Raw genomic sequence first — 14,850 nt, forward strand, 5'->3', positions numbered from 1 at the left:
TTTCCAGATGAATATCGTGAAAATGCTCGCAGTCTCCGCAGCTGCGCTTGCGAGCTTAATGCCGCTTTCGGCCCTCGCCCAATCCTTCACCATCAAGGATGTGGCAGGCCGCGAAGTGACCTTCGACAAGCCGGTCGAGCGTGTGATCCTTGGGGAAGGCCGCATGCTCTATGCCGTCGCGCCGATCGAGAAGGACGATCCCTTCGCCAAGATCGTCGGCTGGCGCAACGATCTCTGGACCACCGACAAGGATGGCTTCAACGCCTATGTCGCAAAGTTTCCGAAGGGTAAGGACCTGCCCTTCCTCGGCAACCTGACCGACGGCACGCTGCAGACCGAAACGGTCGTCAAGCTTCACCCGGACGTGCTGCTGCTGCCGATCGGCAACAAGACCGCCGCCGACGAAGTGAAGCTCGAGGACATGCTCTCCGGCATCGGCGTCAAGATCGTCTACATCGATTTCCGCGAGCATATTCTCGCCAACACCGAACCGAGCCTGAAGATCCTCGGCAAGCTCTTCGGCCATGAGGACCGCGCCGAAGCCGTCGCCAGCTTCTGGAAAGCGCAGATGGCGCGCGTCACCGACAGGCTGAAGACCGCCAACCCGCCGAAGCCGAACGTTTTCATGTATCGCGCCGCCGGCCTGGTCGAATGCTGCGGTACCTTCGGTCCCGACAATTTCGGCCTGATGGTCGATTTGGCCGGCGGCCACAATCTCGGCTCCGATTTCCTGCCCGGTTACACCGGCTCCATCAATGCCGAACAGGTCGTCGCCTCCAATCCCGAGGTCATCGTCGTCACCGGTTCCAACTGGAGCCAGACCAAGGATGCCAGGGATTTCGTCAATGTCGGCCCGAATGCCACAGCCACCCTCGGCGACAGCCGCAAGGCGCTGATCACGCTGATGGAAAACCCGGCCTTCACCGGCTCCAAGGCGGTCGCCGGCGGCAATGTCCATGCGATCTGGCACCAGTTCTACACCAGCCCCTACCAGTTCGTCGCCGTCCAGCAGCTCGCCAGATGGTTCCACCCGAACCTGTTTGCCGATCTCGACCCCGATGCCACCTTCAAGGAATTCCACGAAAAATTCCTGCCGGTCGCCTATCAGCCGGGTTACTGGGTCGACGCCAAGGCCGGACAGTAAATGGCAATGGCCGAGATCGCCGCACATTCGATCGACGTGGAAGCCGGGAGGGAGCGCTACCGCGCCCTCGCCCGGCGCAAGCTGCTGATCCTTTTCGCCATGACGGCAGCGCTCTGCCTGTCCTTCGCCGTCGATCTCGCCTGGGGGCCGGCCCGCTATAGTCTCGGCGAGGTCGTCTCCGCCCTCCTCGACCCGTCTTCGGTTTCGGATCAGATCCGCGCCGTCGTCTGGGATATCCGCATGCCGGTCGCCGTCATGGCGATCGTCGTCGGCGCCTCGCTCTCCGTCGCCGGCGCGCAGATGCAGACCATTCTCGCCAATCCGCTCGCCAGCCCCTTCACCTTAGGCATTTCGGCGGCGGCAAGCTTCGGTGCGGCCCTGGCGATCGTCACCAGCGTTCCGCTTCTGCCCGTCGCGGCCGGCCTGCTGGTGCCGGTCAACGCCTTCATCATGGCGCTGATCGCCACGCTCTTCATCCATTTCGTCTCGCAGGCCCGCGGCGTCTCGGTGCAGACGGTGGTGCTGCTCGGCATCGCCCTGGTTTTCACCTTCAATGCCGCCCTCGCCTTCCTGCAATATCTGGCCTCAGAACAGGCGCTGTCTTCAGTCGTCTTCTGGACCATGGGCAGCCTCACCAAGGCCACCTGGCCGAAGATCTGGGTGACGCTCGCCGTGCTGCTGGCTGCCCTTCCGCTCTTTGCCCGCAATGCCTGGGCGCTGACCGCCATCCGTCTCGGTGAAGACAAGGCGGCAAGCTTCGGCGTCAATGTCCGCCGCATCCGGCTGGAAACCATGCTCGTCGTCTCGCTGCTGGCCGCGGTGCCGGTGAGCTTCGTCGGCACGATCGGCTTCGTCGGCCTCGTCGGGCCGCACATTGCGCGCATGATTCTCGGCGAGGACCAGCGCTTCTTCCTGCCGGGCTCGATCCTCTCGGGCGCGCTGCTGCTGTCGCTGACCTCGATCGTTTCGAAGTCGATCATCCCCGGCGTCGTCTTCCCGATCGGTATCATTACCGCGCTGGTCGGCGTGCCCTTCTTCTTCTCGCTCATCCTCTCGAACAGGAGCCGGTCATGGTAGCGCTTCAGTTGCGGTCGGTCGGCGCCTATCACGGCCGCAAGCTCTTCGTCGAAGACGTGACGACGCCGGTGATGACATCCGGTGAACTCGTCGCGGTGATCGGCCCGAACGCCGCCGGCAAGTCGACGCTCTTCAAGCGCATCACCGGCCTGCTCAAGGGCCCCGGCCATGTCGTCGTCGAAGGTTCGAAGGCGAAAAACGCCATCAGTTACATGCCGCAGGATACCTCGGCCAATGCGGTGCTGACCGTCTACGAATCTATCCTGCTCGCCCGCAAGCAGGGCCAATCCTGGGCCGTCGGCGACAGCGACCTCAACTTCATCGACGAGATCATGGCAGCGCTTGATATCACCGCCATCGCCTTCCGCGATCTCGGCGCGCTCTCCGGCGGCCAGCGCCAGCTCGTCTCGATCGCCCAGGCGCTGGTGCGCGAGCCCGAAATCATGCTGATGGACGAACCCACAAGCGCCCTCGATCTCCACCGCCAGGTTGAAGTCCTTGATTTCATGCGCCGCCGAGCGCGCGCCAAAGGCATGCTCGTCCTGATCGCCATCCACGACCTCAACCAGGCGCTGCGCTTCGCCGACAAGGTTCTGGTCATCGCCAACGGCCGCATGCGCGCCTGCGGCGCGCCGAGAGATGTGGTCACGGCGGAGATGCTGCGGGAGATCTACAGGGTCGAAGCCCGGATCGAGAAATGCTCGCTGGACCATGATCATGTGATCGTGGATGGGACGGCGCATTGAGGCCGACCAAACCACCCCACCCCGTCAGTCGATCAACCGCTGCGCGGTAAACTTGTCGGTCACAAGCATGTCGATCACCCCGACGCGGAGCGCACCGGCGATCGCGTCGGTCTTTTTGGACCCGCCGGCAAGGGCAATCACCCGGTCGACCCGTTCGAGATCCTCGAGCGGAAGCCCGATGACCCGATCATCCAGCGGTGTCTTGACCGGCTTGCCGTTCTTATCGAAGAAGCGAAGCGAGATGTCGCCGACGGCGCCCGCTTCTGCGAGATCGGAGAGTTCGCGAGACGAAAAAATGTTGCCGGAGCGCGCGAGAAGCTCGGACGGTTCGACAGCGCCGATGCCGACGATCGCCAGCGTTATGCTGCCAAAGAGGTCCATCGTCTCGCGGACGAACGGGTCGGCCTGCATCAGAAGTTTTGCCTCTCTTGATGTCGTAACACCCTGCACCGGCAGCAGTTTCGGCTCGGCGCCGGTCAGCCGTGCAAGCCGCGTGGTCAACTGCGTCGCATGCGTCTGCACCGAAGGATCGCCCATGCCTCCGAGGGTCTGGACGACGTACTTCACCTGAGCGCTCTTCGAAGGATGGATATTCTCGACCATCTTGAAAATGGTCTGGCTCCAGCTGGAAACGCCGATGATCTCCCCTGGCGAAAGCGTCACCTCCAGGAGATGAGCCGCTGCCTCTCCGATACGGGCCATGATGGCGCCGTCCCGGTCTTCCGTACACTCGACGACGACCGCCTCGGGCAGATCGTATTTCTGGCGAAGCGCGCCCTCGAGTTCGCTATAGGTGCCGACGGGAGGGATCACGCTGGTTCTGACGATATCTTCAGCCTCGGCGCGCTTCAGCATGCGCGACACCGTCGCCTGCGACAGTCGAAGGTGCTCTGCGATCTCCGCCTGTCGCCGTCCCTCGATGTGGTACATCTGGGCGACCCTTGACATGAGACGGAGTTCGTTGAGGCGAGTCATCGCTAATCCCAGAGTGAATTTTTATTCACCTTTAGCCTTTGTTTCGCGGGACGTCGAGCGGGCGAGCGCATCATTCCAGCTATCGAAAAGTCCCGCGCGATCGACGGCTTGCGGCTCGATGATCGCAGTGTTTCGCGGCAGCTCCGCGACAATGCCGAGATCGCGCCACAAGCCGAGTGACAGCCCGGCCAGATAGGCAGCGCCCAGAGCCGAGGCCTCGGGTGCTTCGCACTGGATCACGGGGTGCTCGATGAGGTTGGCGACACATTGCATCAGGAAGCGGTTCTGGCTCGGTCCGCCATCCACATAGAGCGCGCCGAGCGCGCCGCCGCTCTGCGTCCGCATGGCCGCAATCACATCATGCACCTGGAAGGCGATAGAGTCGGTCACCGACCGGGCCATTTGCGCACGTGTCGTGTTGAAGTTGATCTGGGAGAACAGGGCACGGGCATCGGCATTCCAGTAAGGCGCCCCCAGTCCCACGAATGCCGGCACAAAGCCGGGCCCGCCGGGCTCGGCGCTCGCCGCAAGTTCGACAAGCGCCGCCACATCCGCAAGGCCGAGAATATCGGCCATCCACGGAAGACTGGCGGCACAAACGAGAATATTGCCTTCGAAAGCAAAAGTCGGCTTGCCCCCGATACGCCATGCGACGGTTGTTGTGACGCCGTTGCGTGGGGGAATGAAGTGCGAAAGCGTCGTCATGACCGAGGAGCCGGTCCCGAAGGTCACCTTGCCGTCGCCCGGCTTGAAGGCTCCGTGACCGAACAGGGCGGCGTGGCTGTCGCCGATCGCGGCCATGATGGGAGTACCGTCAGGCACCCCCGGCAACCCTTGCGTTCTGCCGAAATCGGCGGAGCTGTCGAGCACCTCGGGCAGCAGCGCGATATCGACGCCGAAGATTGCGCCGAGCTCCTCGCTCCATCTCTGCTCCCTGAGATCGAACAACTGGCTCCTGGCGGCGTTCGAAGCGTCGCAGGCATGCCGGCGCCCGCCCGTCAGGCAGTGGATCAGCCAGCTGTCGATCGTTCCCAGCCGCACCGATCGCGAGGCCGCAATACGGTCGAGCAGCCAGCGGAATTTCGAACCCGGAAACATCGGATCCAATGGCAGGCCGGTGAGCGCCTGCACCCGGTCAAGGTGCCCTTCGGCAACGAGACGTTCGCAATCCTGCGCCGTTCGGCGGCACTGCCAGCTGACCACCGGTCCAAGCGCCTCCCCCGTGTCGGCGTCCCAGGCGGTGACGGACTCGCGCTGGTTGGAAATGGCCACGGCCTCGATCGTCACATCGGGGCCGGCCTTCAGGCAGGCATCAACCGCTTCGCAGACCGATGCGTAGAGCCGGCGCGGGTCTTGTTCGACCCAGCCCGGCTTCGGATAGGAGATGCCGACAGGTGCCGAACCTCTGCCGACGATTTCTCCCTTCTCGGAAACCAGAACTGCCTTTGAATTGGTCGTGCCCTGGTCGATTGCCAGAATTGCCCGCATTCTATCCTCCCCGGATCAGGTGACGGCCGAAACGGCAAAAGCGTATCAGCCGCTCATGATCCCAGTTACTTGCGCTTGATCAGCGACTGCGCGGCGTCGGCGATTGCCGACGGCGCCATCCCGAATTCGTCGAGCAGGAACTCTGCCGAACCGGTGGGCGCGTAGACGCCGGGAACGCCGAGACGCTTCATCGGGACTGGAGCATTATCGACCACCACTTCGGCGACGGCTGAGCCGAGCCCGCCGAAGATCGAATGCTCTTCGGCCGTGACGATCGCGCCGGTTTCCCTGGCCGCGGTGATGATAGCCTCTTCATCGATCGGACGAACCGTTGCAAGATTGAGTACCCTGGCATTGATACCGCGTTCTTCAAGGATTTCGGCAGCCTTCAAGATTCGATGGGTCAAAGTGCCGTTGGCGATCAGGGTGACGTCGGACCCCTGGCGAAGGAGATTCGCCTTGCCAAGTTCGAACTTGTGGCCTTCCGGAAGCAGGTCGGGCACGCCGACCCGTGACAGGCGCAGGAAACAAGGCCCGTCATAACTCGCGGCCCAGGCAACGGCAGCAGCGGTTTCGATGCGGTCACAAGGCGCAATGACCGGGAGATTGGGCAGGACCCGCGTCCAGGCGAAATCTTCGATCGAGTGGTGTGTCGGACCGAGTTCGCCATAGGCCATGCCGGAGGAAATGCCCACCAGCTTGACGTTGGCGTTCGAGTAGGAAATGTCGGCCTTGATCTGCTCGAGCGACCGCCCCGTCAGAAACGGCGCGGCGGCGCAGACGAACGGAAGCCGTCCGCCATTGGCGAGGCCTGCTCCGACGCCAACCATGTTCTGCTCTGCGATGCCGACATTGACGAGGCGCTCTCCAAACTTCGCCTTGAAGCCGCCGAGCTTGGAGGAACCGACGGAGTCGTTGCAGACGGCAACGATCTTCTCGTTTTCAGTTGCCAGCCGCTCCAACGTGGCGGCGAATGCGTCGCGGCAATCATAGAGCTTGGGTGGGTTGATTGGCGCGTTCATTACAGTGCCTCCGACAATTCTGCCAATGCGATTTCGTATTGTTCTTTGCTCGGCACCTTGTGGTGCCAGTCGACCCGGTCCTGCATGAACGAGATTCCATGGCCCTTGTTGGTATGGGCGACGATGCAATGCGGCCTTGCCCCCCGGTGTTCGAGAGCAGGGACGATTTCGCTCATGGCGTTGCCGTTGATCTCGGTGACTTCCCAGTCGAAGGCTTCGAGCTTCGGACGAAGCGGCGCGAGATCGTTGGTTTCGGCCAGCGCTGCGCCCTGCTGGAACCTGTTGTGGTCGATGACCAGCGTCAGATTATCGAGCTTGAACTGCGCGGCCGCCATGATCGCTTCCCAGTTGGAGCCCTCCTGCATCTCACCGTCGCCGGTGACGACATAGGTGTGATATTGAGCGCCCGAGAGCTTCGCGGCTTTCGCCATTCCGATTGCGACCGGAAGACCATGGCCGAGCGGCCCGGTGTTTGTTTCGACGCCCGGAACCTTGTTGCAGTTCGGATGCCCGTTCAGTCTCGAATGCGGCTGCAGGAAGGTGGAGATCTCCTCCTCCGGGATGAAGCCGCGTTTTGCGAGCGTCACATACAGAGCACACGCCGTATGACCCTTTGAAAGAACGAACCTGTCGCGGTCGGGATGTTTCGGCTGATCCGGCCAGACATTCAGCACACGAAAATAGAGCGCCGTCAAAATGTCGATGACCGACATCTCTCCGCCAATATGGCCGGCACCCGCTTCAAAGACCGCCTGAAGATCGCGCAATCGGATCTCGCGGGCGATGCGCTCAAGTTCTGTCGTATCCATCGATTCCTCGCGTGCATAAATATTCACTACTCAATATTTTTGCACAAGAAGCCGATTAGTCAAGCCCATTATGCTAAGTACCACGAACATGTACCAAACGAAATCTTGTTGACAGCTTGAAAGCAACTTGTTAATGAATTTTCCAGCAGGCATGAATAAATATTCTAGCCCGAACGAATATCGGAATACAGGCCTACGCAGAGGGAGGAGCAATGGTGGCGCTCGATATCAATGAACACAGGCTTTCGTCCGGTGCGTGGTTGAGCAAGCTCAAGGGAGCGACCGGCCCCCTCGTCGGACTGCTCGTGCTGTGCGTCTTTCTGAGCGTCAGCACAGACACGTTTCTATCGGTTCGAAACGGCCTCAACATCCTCGATCAGATTACCGTTCTCGGCATCATGGCAGTCGGAATGACCTTCGTCATCCTGATCGGCGGCATCGATCTCTCCGTCGGCTCGGCGCTCGCGCTGGCGATGATGGTCATGGGCTGGACTGCCAACGTCGCCGGCCTGCCGCTGCCGGTCGGGATCGCCTTTGCGCTGATCGCTTCGGCGGTATCGGGCCTCATCGTCGGACTTCTGGTGACGCAGTTCAGGGTTCCGGCCTTTATCGCCACTCTGGCAATGATGTCGGCCGCCCGCGGCGTTGCAAACATGATCACGGACGGCCAGCAGATCGTCGGTTTCCCCGATTGGTTCATGATGCTGGCGATCGATCGCCATTTCGGCGTCATGACAGCCACGGTCTTTCTGATGCTGGCGGTAGTTCTTGCGGCCTGGCTTTTCCTGCACTTCCGGTCCGAAGGCCGCATGCTCTATGCGGTGGGCGGAAACTCCGAAGTCGCGCGCCTGGCCGGCATCAACGTCCCGCTGGTGACGATCAGCGTCTATATCATGAGTGCCGTCCTTGCAGGCCTTGCCGGCGTCGTGCTCGCCGCCCGGCTGGATTCAGTCCAGCCATCTAGCGGTCTGGGCTATGAACTGGACACCATCGCTGCGGTCGTCATCGGCGGCACGTCGCTCTCCGGCGGCGCTGGCGGCATCGGCGGTACGCTGATCGGCGTTCTGATCATCGGTGTGCTTCGCAACGGTCTCAATCTTCTCAACGTCTCGCCGTTCCTTCAGCAGGTGATCATCGGCATCGTCATCGTGCTTGCGGTCGGCGCGGAAACCATTCGTCGGCGTCGCGCCTGACGAGCGGGGTCCGCCGCACTGGCGGGCTCGGAATTCCGCCCCGGGAAATCGGAGCGGATGATTACCCCGAGGGGGAGGACATACCCGAGGGTTCCATCAAACAACGGAGGAAAATACAATGAAAATAGCGCGCACCATGCTCGCGTCTGCTGCACTGCTCGGTCTCATGCTCGGTCCCGTACACGCGGCGGAACTGAAGAAGCTGGGCCTCGCCGTTGCCAACCTTCAGGCAAACTTCTTCAACCAGATCAAGCAATCGGTCGAGGCCGAAGCCAAGAAGCGCGGCATCGAAGTCATCACGGTCGACGCCAAGGGCGACGGGCCGACGCAGGTCAACCAGATCCAGGACCTCCTCACCCAGAAAATCGACGCGCTGATCTACATTCCGGCCGGTGCGGCGGCTGCGACCGTTCCGGTCAAGCTCGCCAAGAGCGCCGGCATCCCGGTCGTAAACGTTGACCGCAACGCCGAAGGAGCACCGGGCGATACGTTCCTGGCAACGGATTCGGTCGCGTCAGCCAAGGCCGTCTGCGACTACATCCTAAAGGAAGCCGGCGGCAAGGGTAAGATGGTCATCATCCATGGCCAGAAGGGCACGACACCAGAAGTCGATCGCTCCAAGGGCTGCGCTGAATCCCTCAAGGCATATCCGGATGTCAAGGTCGTTGCCGAGCAGTTCTCCAACATCTGGAGTCAGGACGAAGGCTTCCAGATCATGCAGAATATGCTGCAGGCTAACCCGGACGTTTCGATCGTGTTCGCACAGGCCGATGGTCTCGCCCTTGGCGCCGCCCAGGCAATCAAGGTCGCCAACCCGTCACAGAAGATCGTGGTCGGCGGCTTCGATGGCGATACCGCAGCGCTCGAAGCCCTCAGCAAGGGTGTCTTCAACGTGACCGCCACGCAGCAGACCCAGAAGATGGGCCGCGATGCGGTTGAAAATGCCGCCAAGCTTGTCGCCGGAGAAAAGGTGCCGCCGGTCCAGCTCATGGATGCCACGCTGACAACCAAGGAAAACGTCGCAGGCTTCATCGCCAACCATCCCTGATAAAGTAGGTCTATAGGAGGTGTGCCGTGACTGATCCCGTTCTTTCCCTGAGGGGCATATCCAAGTGGTATGGGCCACTCCAGGTTCTGAAGGATGTGAGCTTGGACGTCTATCCGGGTGAAGTGGTTGCACTTCTCGGTGAAAACGGAGCGGGCAAGTCAACGCTCTCCGGCATCATCGCCGGGTCACGCACGCCGTCCGAAGGATCGATGACATGGCTGGGGCAGCCTTATGCCCCGGCCACCCCAAGGGAAGCGATCGACAAGGGCGTTGTCCTGATCCACCAGGAACTGCAGCTGCTGCCGCAGCTGTCGATCGCTGAAAACGTCTTCATCGGACGCTGGCCGATGAAGAACGGCGCCGTCGACCGTGCCCAGATGGTTCGCCGGGCCCAGGACCAGCTCGCCCGCTTGAACCTTCACATACCCGCAACACGGACGGTCGCCGGCCTTTCCACCGCAAATCAGCAACTCATCGAGATCGCCAAGGCGCTTGCTCTCAACGCAAAGCTCCTGATCCTTGATGAGCCGACAGCCGCCCTTGGCGGCGCGGAGACCCAAGCTCTCTTCGAACAGGTTCGCAAGCTTCGCTCGGAAGGCGTCGGCATCGTCTACATTTCCCACCGCATGGAAGAGATCAAGCAGATCACCGACCGCATCATCGTTCTTCGCGACGGCGAGCGCGTGCAGGAATTCTCAGACAGCGCGACCCCGGTGCGAACGATTGTCGAGAGCATGGTCGGACGCCCGCTTGACCGCTTGTTCCCCACCCTGCCCGTTCCGACAGATCGTCCGGTCCTTCAAGTGTCCGGCCTGAGCTCGCCGGACGACTCGTTCCGTGACGTTACCTTCGAGGTGCGGGCCGGCGAAATTCTCGGAATTGCCGGCTTGGTCGGCGCCGGCCGCACCGAGTTGGTGCGTGCAATTTCGGGTGCAGATCCGATCAGCGCCGGTTCGATCAAGCTGGAAGGCGAGGAACTCAGGCTGCGCGACCCGGCGGACGCCATCGCCAAGGGCATCGTGATGGTTCCGGAAGACCGCAAGGAGCAGGGTCTGATCGTCGGGCACCGGATCAGCGAGAACATTATCTACGCCAATCTCGACAAACTGGGTGGCGGTTGGATTACGCCGCGCGTCAAGCGCTCCTTTGCGGAAAAGGCGGTGGCCAAGTTCGGCGTCAAGGGCCGCGCCGAGCAATACGCCTCGGACCTGTCAGGCGGCAACCAGCAGAAGGTGGTGATCGCCAAGTGGCTGATGCGCGATCCCAAGGTCGTCGTGCTCGACGAACCGACCAGAGGCATCGACGTCGGCGCCCGCGCCGGCATCTACGACATCATCGTCAATCTCGCCAAACAGGGCGTGGCGGTCATCGTCGTAAGCTCGGACCTCGAGGAAGTTCTCGGCGTCTCCAATCGCATTCTCGTGCTTGCGCAAGGCAAGCAGGCGGGGATCCTCAATCGTGACCAGGCAAATGACGTTTCGGTCATGGAGCTGGCTACAATCTAAACAGACAGAGAAAGGAAGAGCGGTGTCCGACATCACTCTGAACGCCCCGAAGCTTTTCGATCTCAGCGGCCAGGTGGCCATCGTCACCGGCGCCGGCAGCGGCATCGGGCAGCGCATTGCCATCGGCCTTGCACAATGCGGCGCCGACGTGGCCCTGCTCGACCGCCGGTCCGACGACGGACTGGCCAGGACGGCTGAACATATCAGCGCCGCCGGCCGCCGCTCGATCCAGATCGCGGCTGACGTCACGAACAAATCCTCTCTTGCAGATGCCGTCGCACGGACCGAAGCAGATCTCGGCGCGCTGACGCTCGCCGTCAACGCTGCCGGCATCGCCAACGCCAACCCGGCGGAAGAGATGGAGGAAGATCAGTATCAGACGCTGATGGATATCAACCTCAAAGGCATATTCCTGTCCTGCCAGGCCGAGGCCCGCGCCATGTTGAAGAATGGACGCGGCTCCATCGTCAACATCGCTTCCATGTCGGGTGTGATCGTAAACCGGGGGCTGAGCCAGGCGCATTACAACGCCTCCAAGGCGGGCGTCATCCATATGTCGAAGTCTATGGCGATGGAATGGGTCGACCGCGGCATTCGCGTCAACACCATCTCCCCCGGCTATACTGCAACGCCGATGAACACCCGTCCGGAGATGGTCCACCAGACGAAGCTTTTCGAAGAGCAGACGCCGATGCAGCGCATGGCGACGGTCGACGAGATGGTCGGTCCGGCGGTGTTCTTGCTTTCGAATGCAGCAAGTTTCGTCACCGGCGTCGATCTTCTCGTCGACGGCGGCTTCTGCTGCTGGTGATGCGATGAGAAAGCGCGTTGCGGGCAATGGGAATAATGAACGGTCTCGCTTCCTCCCTGGCTGAGATCGAGGCGGTGAAGGGACCAACGGGCGACGGCGTGCAATATCGCCGTCCGCCCGCCCTTCGCGCCGATTGAACGGGTGCTCGCGCCCAGATTTGCTGTTTATGTCAGGATACCGGGAAGGAAAAAGCATGAAACGCTTTGAGCAAAAGACTGTCGTCATCACGGGGGGCAGCCGCGGCATCGGAGCGGCGATCGCCAGGCGCTTTGCGCGCGAAGGCGCCAATCTCGTCGTTTCGGCCAATGAAGACCTCGTCCATAACGTCGCCGAGCAGATCCGAGCCGAAGGCGGCAAGGCGATCTCCTTCATCGGCGACGTCACCGACAAGGCAAGCGTCACCGCCCTATATGATACCGCCGAGCAGGAATTCGGCGCCGTCGACGTCTCGATCCAGAACGCCGGCGTCATCACCATCGCCCGCGTCGAGGACCTGACCGAAAACGAGTGGGACAAGGTCATGGCCGTCAACACCAAGGGCGTCTTCCTCTGCGCCCAGGAGGCCATTGCAAGAATGCGCAAGCACAAGCGCGGCGGCCGCATCATCAACACCGCCTCCGGCCAAGCCCGCGATGGCTTCATCTACACCCCGCATTACGCCGCCTCGAAAATGGGTGTCGTCGGCATCACCCAGAGCCTGGCCAAGGAAGTCGCCACCGAGAAGATCACCGTCAACGCCTTCTGCCCCGGCATCATCGAAACCGACATGTGGGCCTATAACGACCAGGCCTGGGGCAAACTGCTCGGCAACTACGCCCCCGGTGAACTGATGAAGGAATGGGTCGAAGGCATCCCGATGAAACGCGCCGGCTCCGGCGAGGACGTCGCCGGCCTGGTGACTTTCCTCGCCAGCGACGACGCCGCCTACATCACCGGCCAGACGATCAACGTCGATGGCGGGTTGATTATGTCTTAGGCGGGAACTGGGCGGCGGAGCGCAGGCGCTCCACCACCAATCCTACGTCCGACTGATCGAAACCCCACCATCCGCCAGCATCGCCGTGCCGGTCACGAAGCTCGCCATGTCCGACGCCAGAAACAACGCCGCATTGGCGATCTCTTCCGGCTGGGCCATGCGCTTCAGCGCATGCAGTCCCTCGACGAAGGCGAGCAGATCCGGCGTCGCACCAGGCGCGTTGGTGATGCTGGCCGGCGTATCGGTGCCGCCGGGAAGCAAGGCGTTGACGCGGATGTTCTGCCGCCCGAGTTCGGCGGCGAGCACCTGCACGAAGCCGATCAGCCCCGCTTTGCTCGCGGCATAGGCGGCCATGCCGGGCATGCCGGCGGTGTGGCCGACGAAGGTGGAGGTGAAAATCAGCGAACCGCCGCCCTCTCCCATCGCCGCCGACTGATGTTTGGCGCCGAGGAAGGCGGCGGTGAGATTGGTCTCGATCGTCTCACGCCAGCCTTCCACCGAGAGGCCGGCAACCGGTCCCATTTCGCCGACGCTGCCGGCATTGTTGAAGGCGATGTCGAGCCTGCCGAAGCGCGAAACCGCCGTGTCGGTGAGCCTTGCCTGCAGCGCCTCGTCCCTGACATCGCCCGATATGGCGACAGTCTGCCCGCCCTCCGCCTCGATTTCGGCGACGACGGCGTCGAGCGCCTCTTGTCGCCTTGCGGTGACCACGAGCTTCGCGCCTTGCCGCGCAAAGAGCTTCGCCGCCGCCCGGCCGATGCCGGAGCTTGCGCCGGTGATGATCGCGACCTTGTCGTTCAGAAGTGTCATGTCCGTTTCTCCTCAGTTGTCGAGGCAACTGAGATCTCAAACATCAGCCGATGCAGCCACCCGTTTCCCGTGCGGACGAAAGAAAAACCACGGATGCCCATGCGATCAGGTCGGCGCCGAACAAGGGCAGAAGCCTCGATCGACATATCGAAATATCGGAATTCGCATTGCAAAACGCTGCTTTGCTGTGGTTTTCAAAACGCGCCTGCCGCTGCGTCAACACCATTGTGCGCCGCATCATCGATTTATCCCGGGTGTGACATTCATCCGATTCCCTTCATGTATCTTCCCGACTAAGAAGGGGCGCACAGGTAAAGGGAATCTCTTCATGCCGCGGTCACGCAATACTGAGGGCGCCATCTATATGAGCATGGCGATGGCCGGCTTTTCCGCAAGCGATGCCCTCTCCAAGTCGGTGGTCGCCTATATGAACGCCGGCGAGATCATGTTCCTGCGCGGCCTTTTCACCAGCCTGCTCGTCTATCTGATCGCCAAGAAAATGGGCGCGTTGCGCTCCTGGCGCATCGTGCTGAAGCCGATCATCATCCTGCGCATCGTCTGCGAGATGTTCTCCGCTGTCACCTATATCACTGCGCTCGGCATGATGCCGATCGCCAATGCCTCGGCGATCCTGCAATCGCTGCCGCTGGTCGTCACCTTCGGTGCGGCGCTGTTCTTCCGCGAGCCCGTCGGCTGGCGGCGCTGGTCGGCGATAACAGTCGGCCTCGTCGGCGTCATGATCATCATCCGCCCCGGACCGGAAGGATTCACCGCCGCCGCCCTGCTCTGCGTCGGCGCCGTGCTGACGACCGCCGGCCGCGATCTCGCCACCCGCTCGATCGACCCGGAGATTCCCTCGCTGATGATCACCGTCATCACCGCCATCTCAATCTCCGTCTTCGGCGCCTTGCTCATCCCCGTGCTCGGCGGCTGGCAGCCGGTCAGCGCGACTTCGCTCGGGCATTTGCTGCTCGCCTCGGTGCTGGTGCTCGTCGGCTACCAGTCGGTCATCCTCGCCATGCGCACCGGCGAAATCTCCTTCGTCGCGCCGTTCCGCTATACCAGCCTGATCTTCTCCTCGCTGCTCGGCTTTTTCTTCTTCGCTGAAGTGCCTGACAGCTGGACGCTCATCGGCGCCGCAATCGTCATCGCTTCCGGCCTCTATACGTTCTATCGTGAAGCCAAGCGCCGCGTACCCCCGATCGCGCAGGAATCCGCGCCGCGCTCGCCGGTTTGAGGCAGGGAT

Annotated in this window: 15 protein-coding genes; 10 read left to right on the top strand and 5 right to left on the bottom strand. The window is 62.0% G+C overall.

Annotated elements, in window-relative coordinates:
- Window positions 1-7 precede the first annotated feature (7 nt).
- From ATY29_RS10795 to ATY29_RS10805, 3 genes are read left to right on the top strand one after another with little or no spacing between them, the layout of a single operon-like run.
- Window positions 8-1,144, top strand: a complete 1,137-nt coding sequence (locus ATY29_RS10795; RefSeq protein WP_097532711.1) for an ABC transporter substrate-binding protein — start codon at window positions 8-10, stop codon at window positions 1,142-1,144.
- A gap of 6 nt (window positions 1,145-1,150) precedes the next feature.
- Entirely contained in the window at window positions 1,151-2,221 is a 1,071-nt protein-coding gene (locus ATY29_RS10800) for a FecCD family ABC transporter permease (protein WP_025416337.1), read from the top strand.
- Window positions 2,215-2,967: an ABC transporter ATP-binding protein gene (locus tag ATY29_RS10805; RefSeq protein WP_097532712.1), complete on the top strand. Its 753-nt coding sequence runs from the start codon at window positions 2,215-2,217 to the stop codon at window positions 2,965-2,967. The genes ATY29_RS10800 and ATY29_RS10805 overlap by 7 nt, the downstream gene beginning before the upstream one ends.
- 24 nt (window positions 2,968-2,991) lie before the next feature.
- Here the strand turns inward: ATY29_RS10805 and ATY29_RS10810 are convergent, their stop codons facing one another.
- The 4 genes from ATY29_RS10810 to ATY29_RS10825 form a co-directional block, all read right to left on the bottom strand.
- Complete coding sequence (locus ATY29_RS10810) at window positions 2,992-3,942, bottom strand: sugar-binding transcriptional regulator (RefSeq protein ID WP_097532713.1); 951 nt, start codon at window positions 3,940-3,942, stop codon at window positions 2,992-2,994.
- A 21-nt stretch (window positions 3,943-3,963) separates the two neighbouring features.
- On the bottom strand, window positions 3,964-5,430 hold the full coding sequence (locus tag ATY29_RS10815; RefSeq protein WP_097532714.1) for an FGGY family carbohydrate kinase: 1,467 nt from the start codon (window positions 5,428-5,430) through the stop codon (window positions 3,964-3,966).
- A 65-nt stretch (window positions 5,431-5,495) separates the two neighbouring features.
- On the bottom strand, window positions 5,496-6,452 hold the full coding sequence (locus ATY29_RS10820) for a transketolase family protein (RefSeq protein WP_097532715.1): 957 nt from the start codon (window positions 6,450-6,452) through the stop codon (window positions 5,496-5,498).
- Window positions 6,452-7,261, bottom strand: coding sequence for a transketolase (locus ATY29_RS10825; protein WP_025416342.1), 810 nt, complete (start codon window positions 7,259-7,261; stop codon window positions 6,452-6,454). The genes ATY29_RS10820 and ATY29_RS10825 overlap by 1 nt, the downstream gene beginning before the upstream one ends.
- 212 nt (window positions 7,262-7,473) lie before the next feature.
- Between ATY29_RS10825 and ATY29_RS10830 the strand changes: the two genes are divergently transcribed.
- From ATY29_RS10830 to ATY29_RS10850, 5 genes are all read left to right on the top strand, one after another.
- Window positions 7,474-8,454 (top strand): ABC transporter permease, encoded by a 981-nt coding sequence (locus tag ATY29_RS10830; protein ID WP_003569106.1) that lies wholly within the window; start codon window positions 7,474-7,476, stop codon window positions 8,452-8,454.
- Between the two features lie 118 nt (window positions 8,455-8,572).
- Window positions 8,573-9,502 (top strand): sugar ABC transporter substrate-binding protein, encoded by a 930-nt coding sequence (locus ATY29_RS10835; RefSeq protein WP_003569108.1) that lies wholly within the window; start codon window positions 8,573-8,575, stop codon window positions 9,500-9,502.
- A 26-nt stretch (window positions 9,503-9,528) separates the two neighbouring features.
- On the top strand, window positions 9,529-11,007 hold the full coding sequence (locus tag ATY29_RS10840; protein ID WP_003569109.1) for a sugar ABC transporter ATP-binding protein: 1,479 nt from the start codon (window positions 9,529-9,531) through the stop codon (window positions 11,005-11,007).
- A gap of 22 nt (window positions 11,008-11,029) precedes the next feature.
- Window positions 11,030-11,818 (top strand): SDR family oxidoreductase, encoded by a 789-nt coding sequence (locus ATY29_RS10845; RefSeq protein WP_003569111.1) that lies wholly within the window; start codon window positions 11,030-11,032, stop codon window positions 11,816-11,818.
- A gap of 193 nt (window positions 11,819-12,011) precedes the next feature.
- Window positions 12,012-12,794, top strand: coding sequence for a glucose 1-dehydrogenase (locus ATY29_RS10850; protein WP_003569113.1), 783 nt, complete (start codon window positions 12,012-12,014; stop codon window positions 12,792-12,794).
- Window positions 12,795-12,836: 42 nt separating this feature from the next.
- On the opposite strand, the gene ATY29_RS10855 is transcribed toward ATY29_RS10850, so the two are convergent.
- The gene (locus ATY29_RS10855; protein ID WP_003569115.1) at window positions 12,837-13,604 is read right to left on the bottom strand and encodes an SDR family oxidoreductase; all 768 of its coding nucleotides are present in this window, start codon (window positions 13,602-13,604) and stop codon (window positions 12,837-12,839) included.
- A 50-nt stretch (window positions 13,605-13,654) separates the two neighbouring features.
- On the opposite strand from ATY29_RS10855, the gene ATY29_RS10860 reads away from it, so the two are divergent.
- Window positions 13,655-13,864 (top strand): hypothetical protein, encoded by a 210-nt coding sequence (locus tag ATY29_RS10860; protein WP_025416348.1) that lies wholly within the window; start codon window positions 13,655-13,657, stop codon window positions 13,862-13,864.
- A gap of 68 nt (window positions 13,865-13,932) precedes the next feature.
- Window positions 13,933-14,841, top strand: coding sequence for a DMT family transporter (locus tag ATY29_RS10865; RefSeq protein WP_003569116.1), 909 nt, complete (start codon window positions 13,933-13,935; stop codon window positions 14,839-14,841).
- Window positions 14,842-14,850 lie beyond the last annotated feature (9 nt).

Source organism: Rhizobium hidalgonense, from assembly GCF_002914525.1.
Lineage (GTDB): Bacteria > Pseudomonadota > Alphaproteobacteria > Rhizobiales > Rhizobiaceae > Rhizobium > Rhizobium hidalgonense.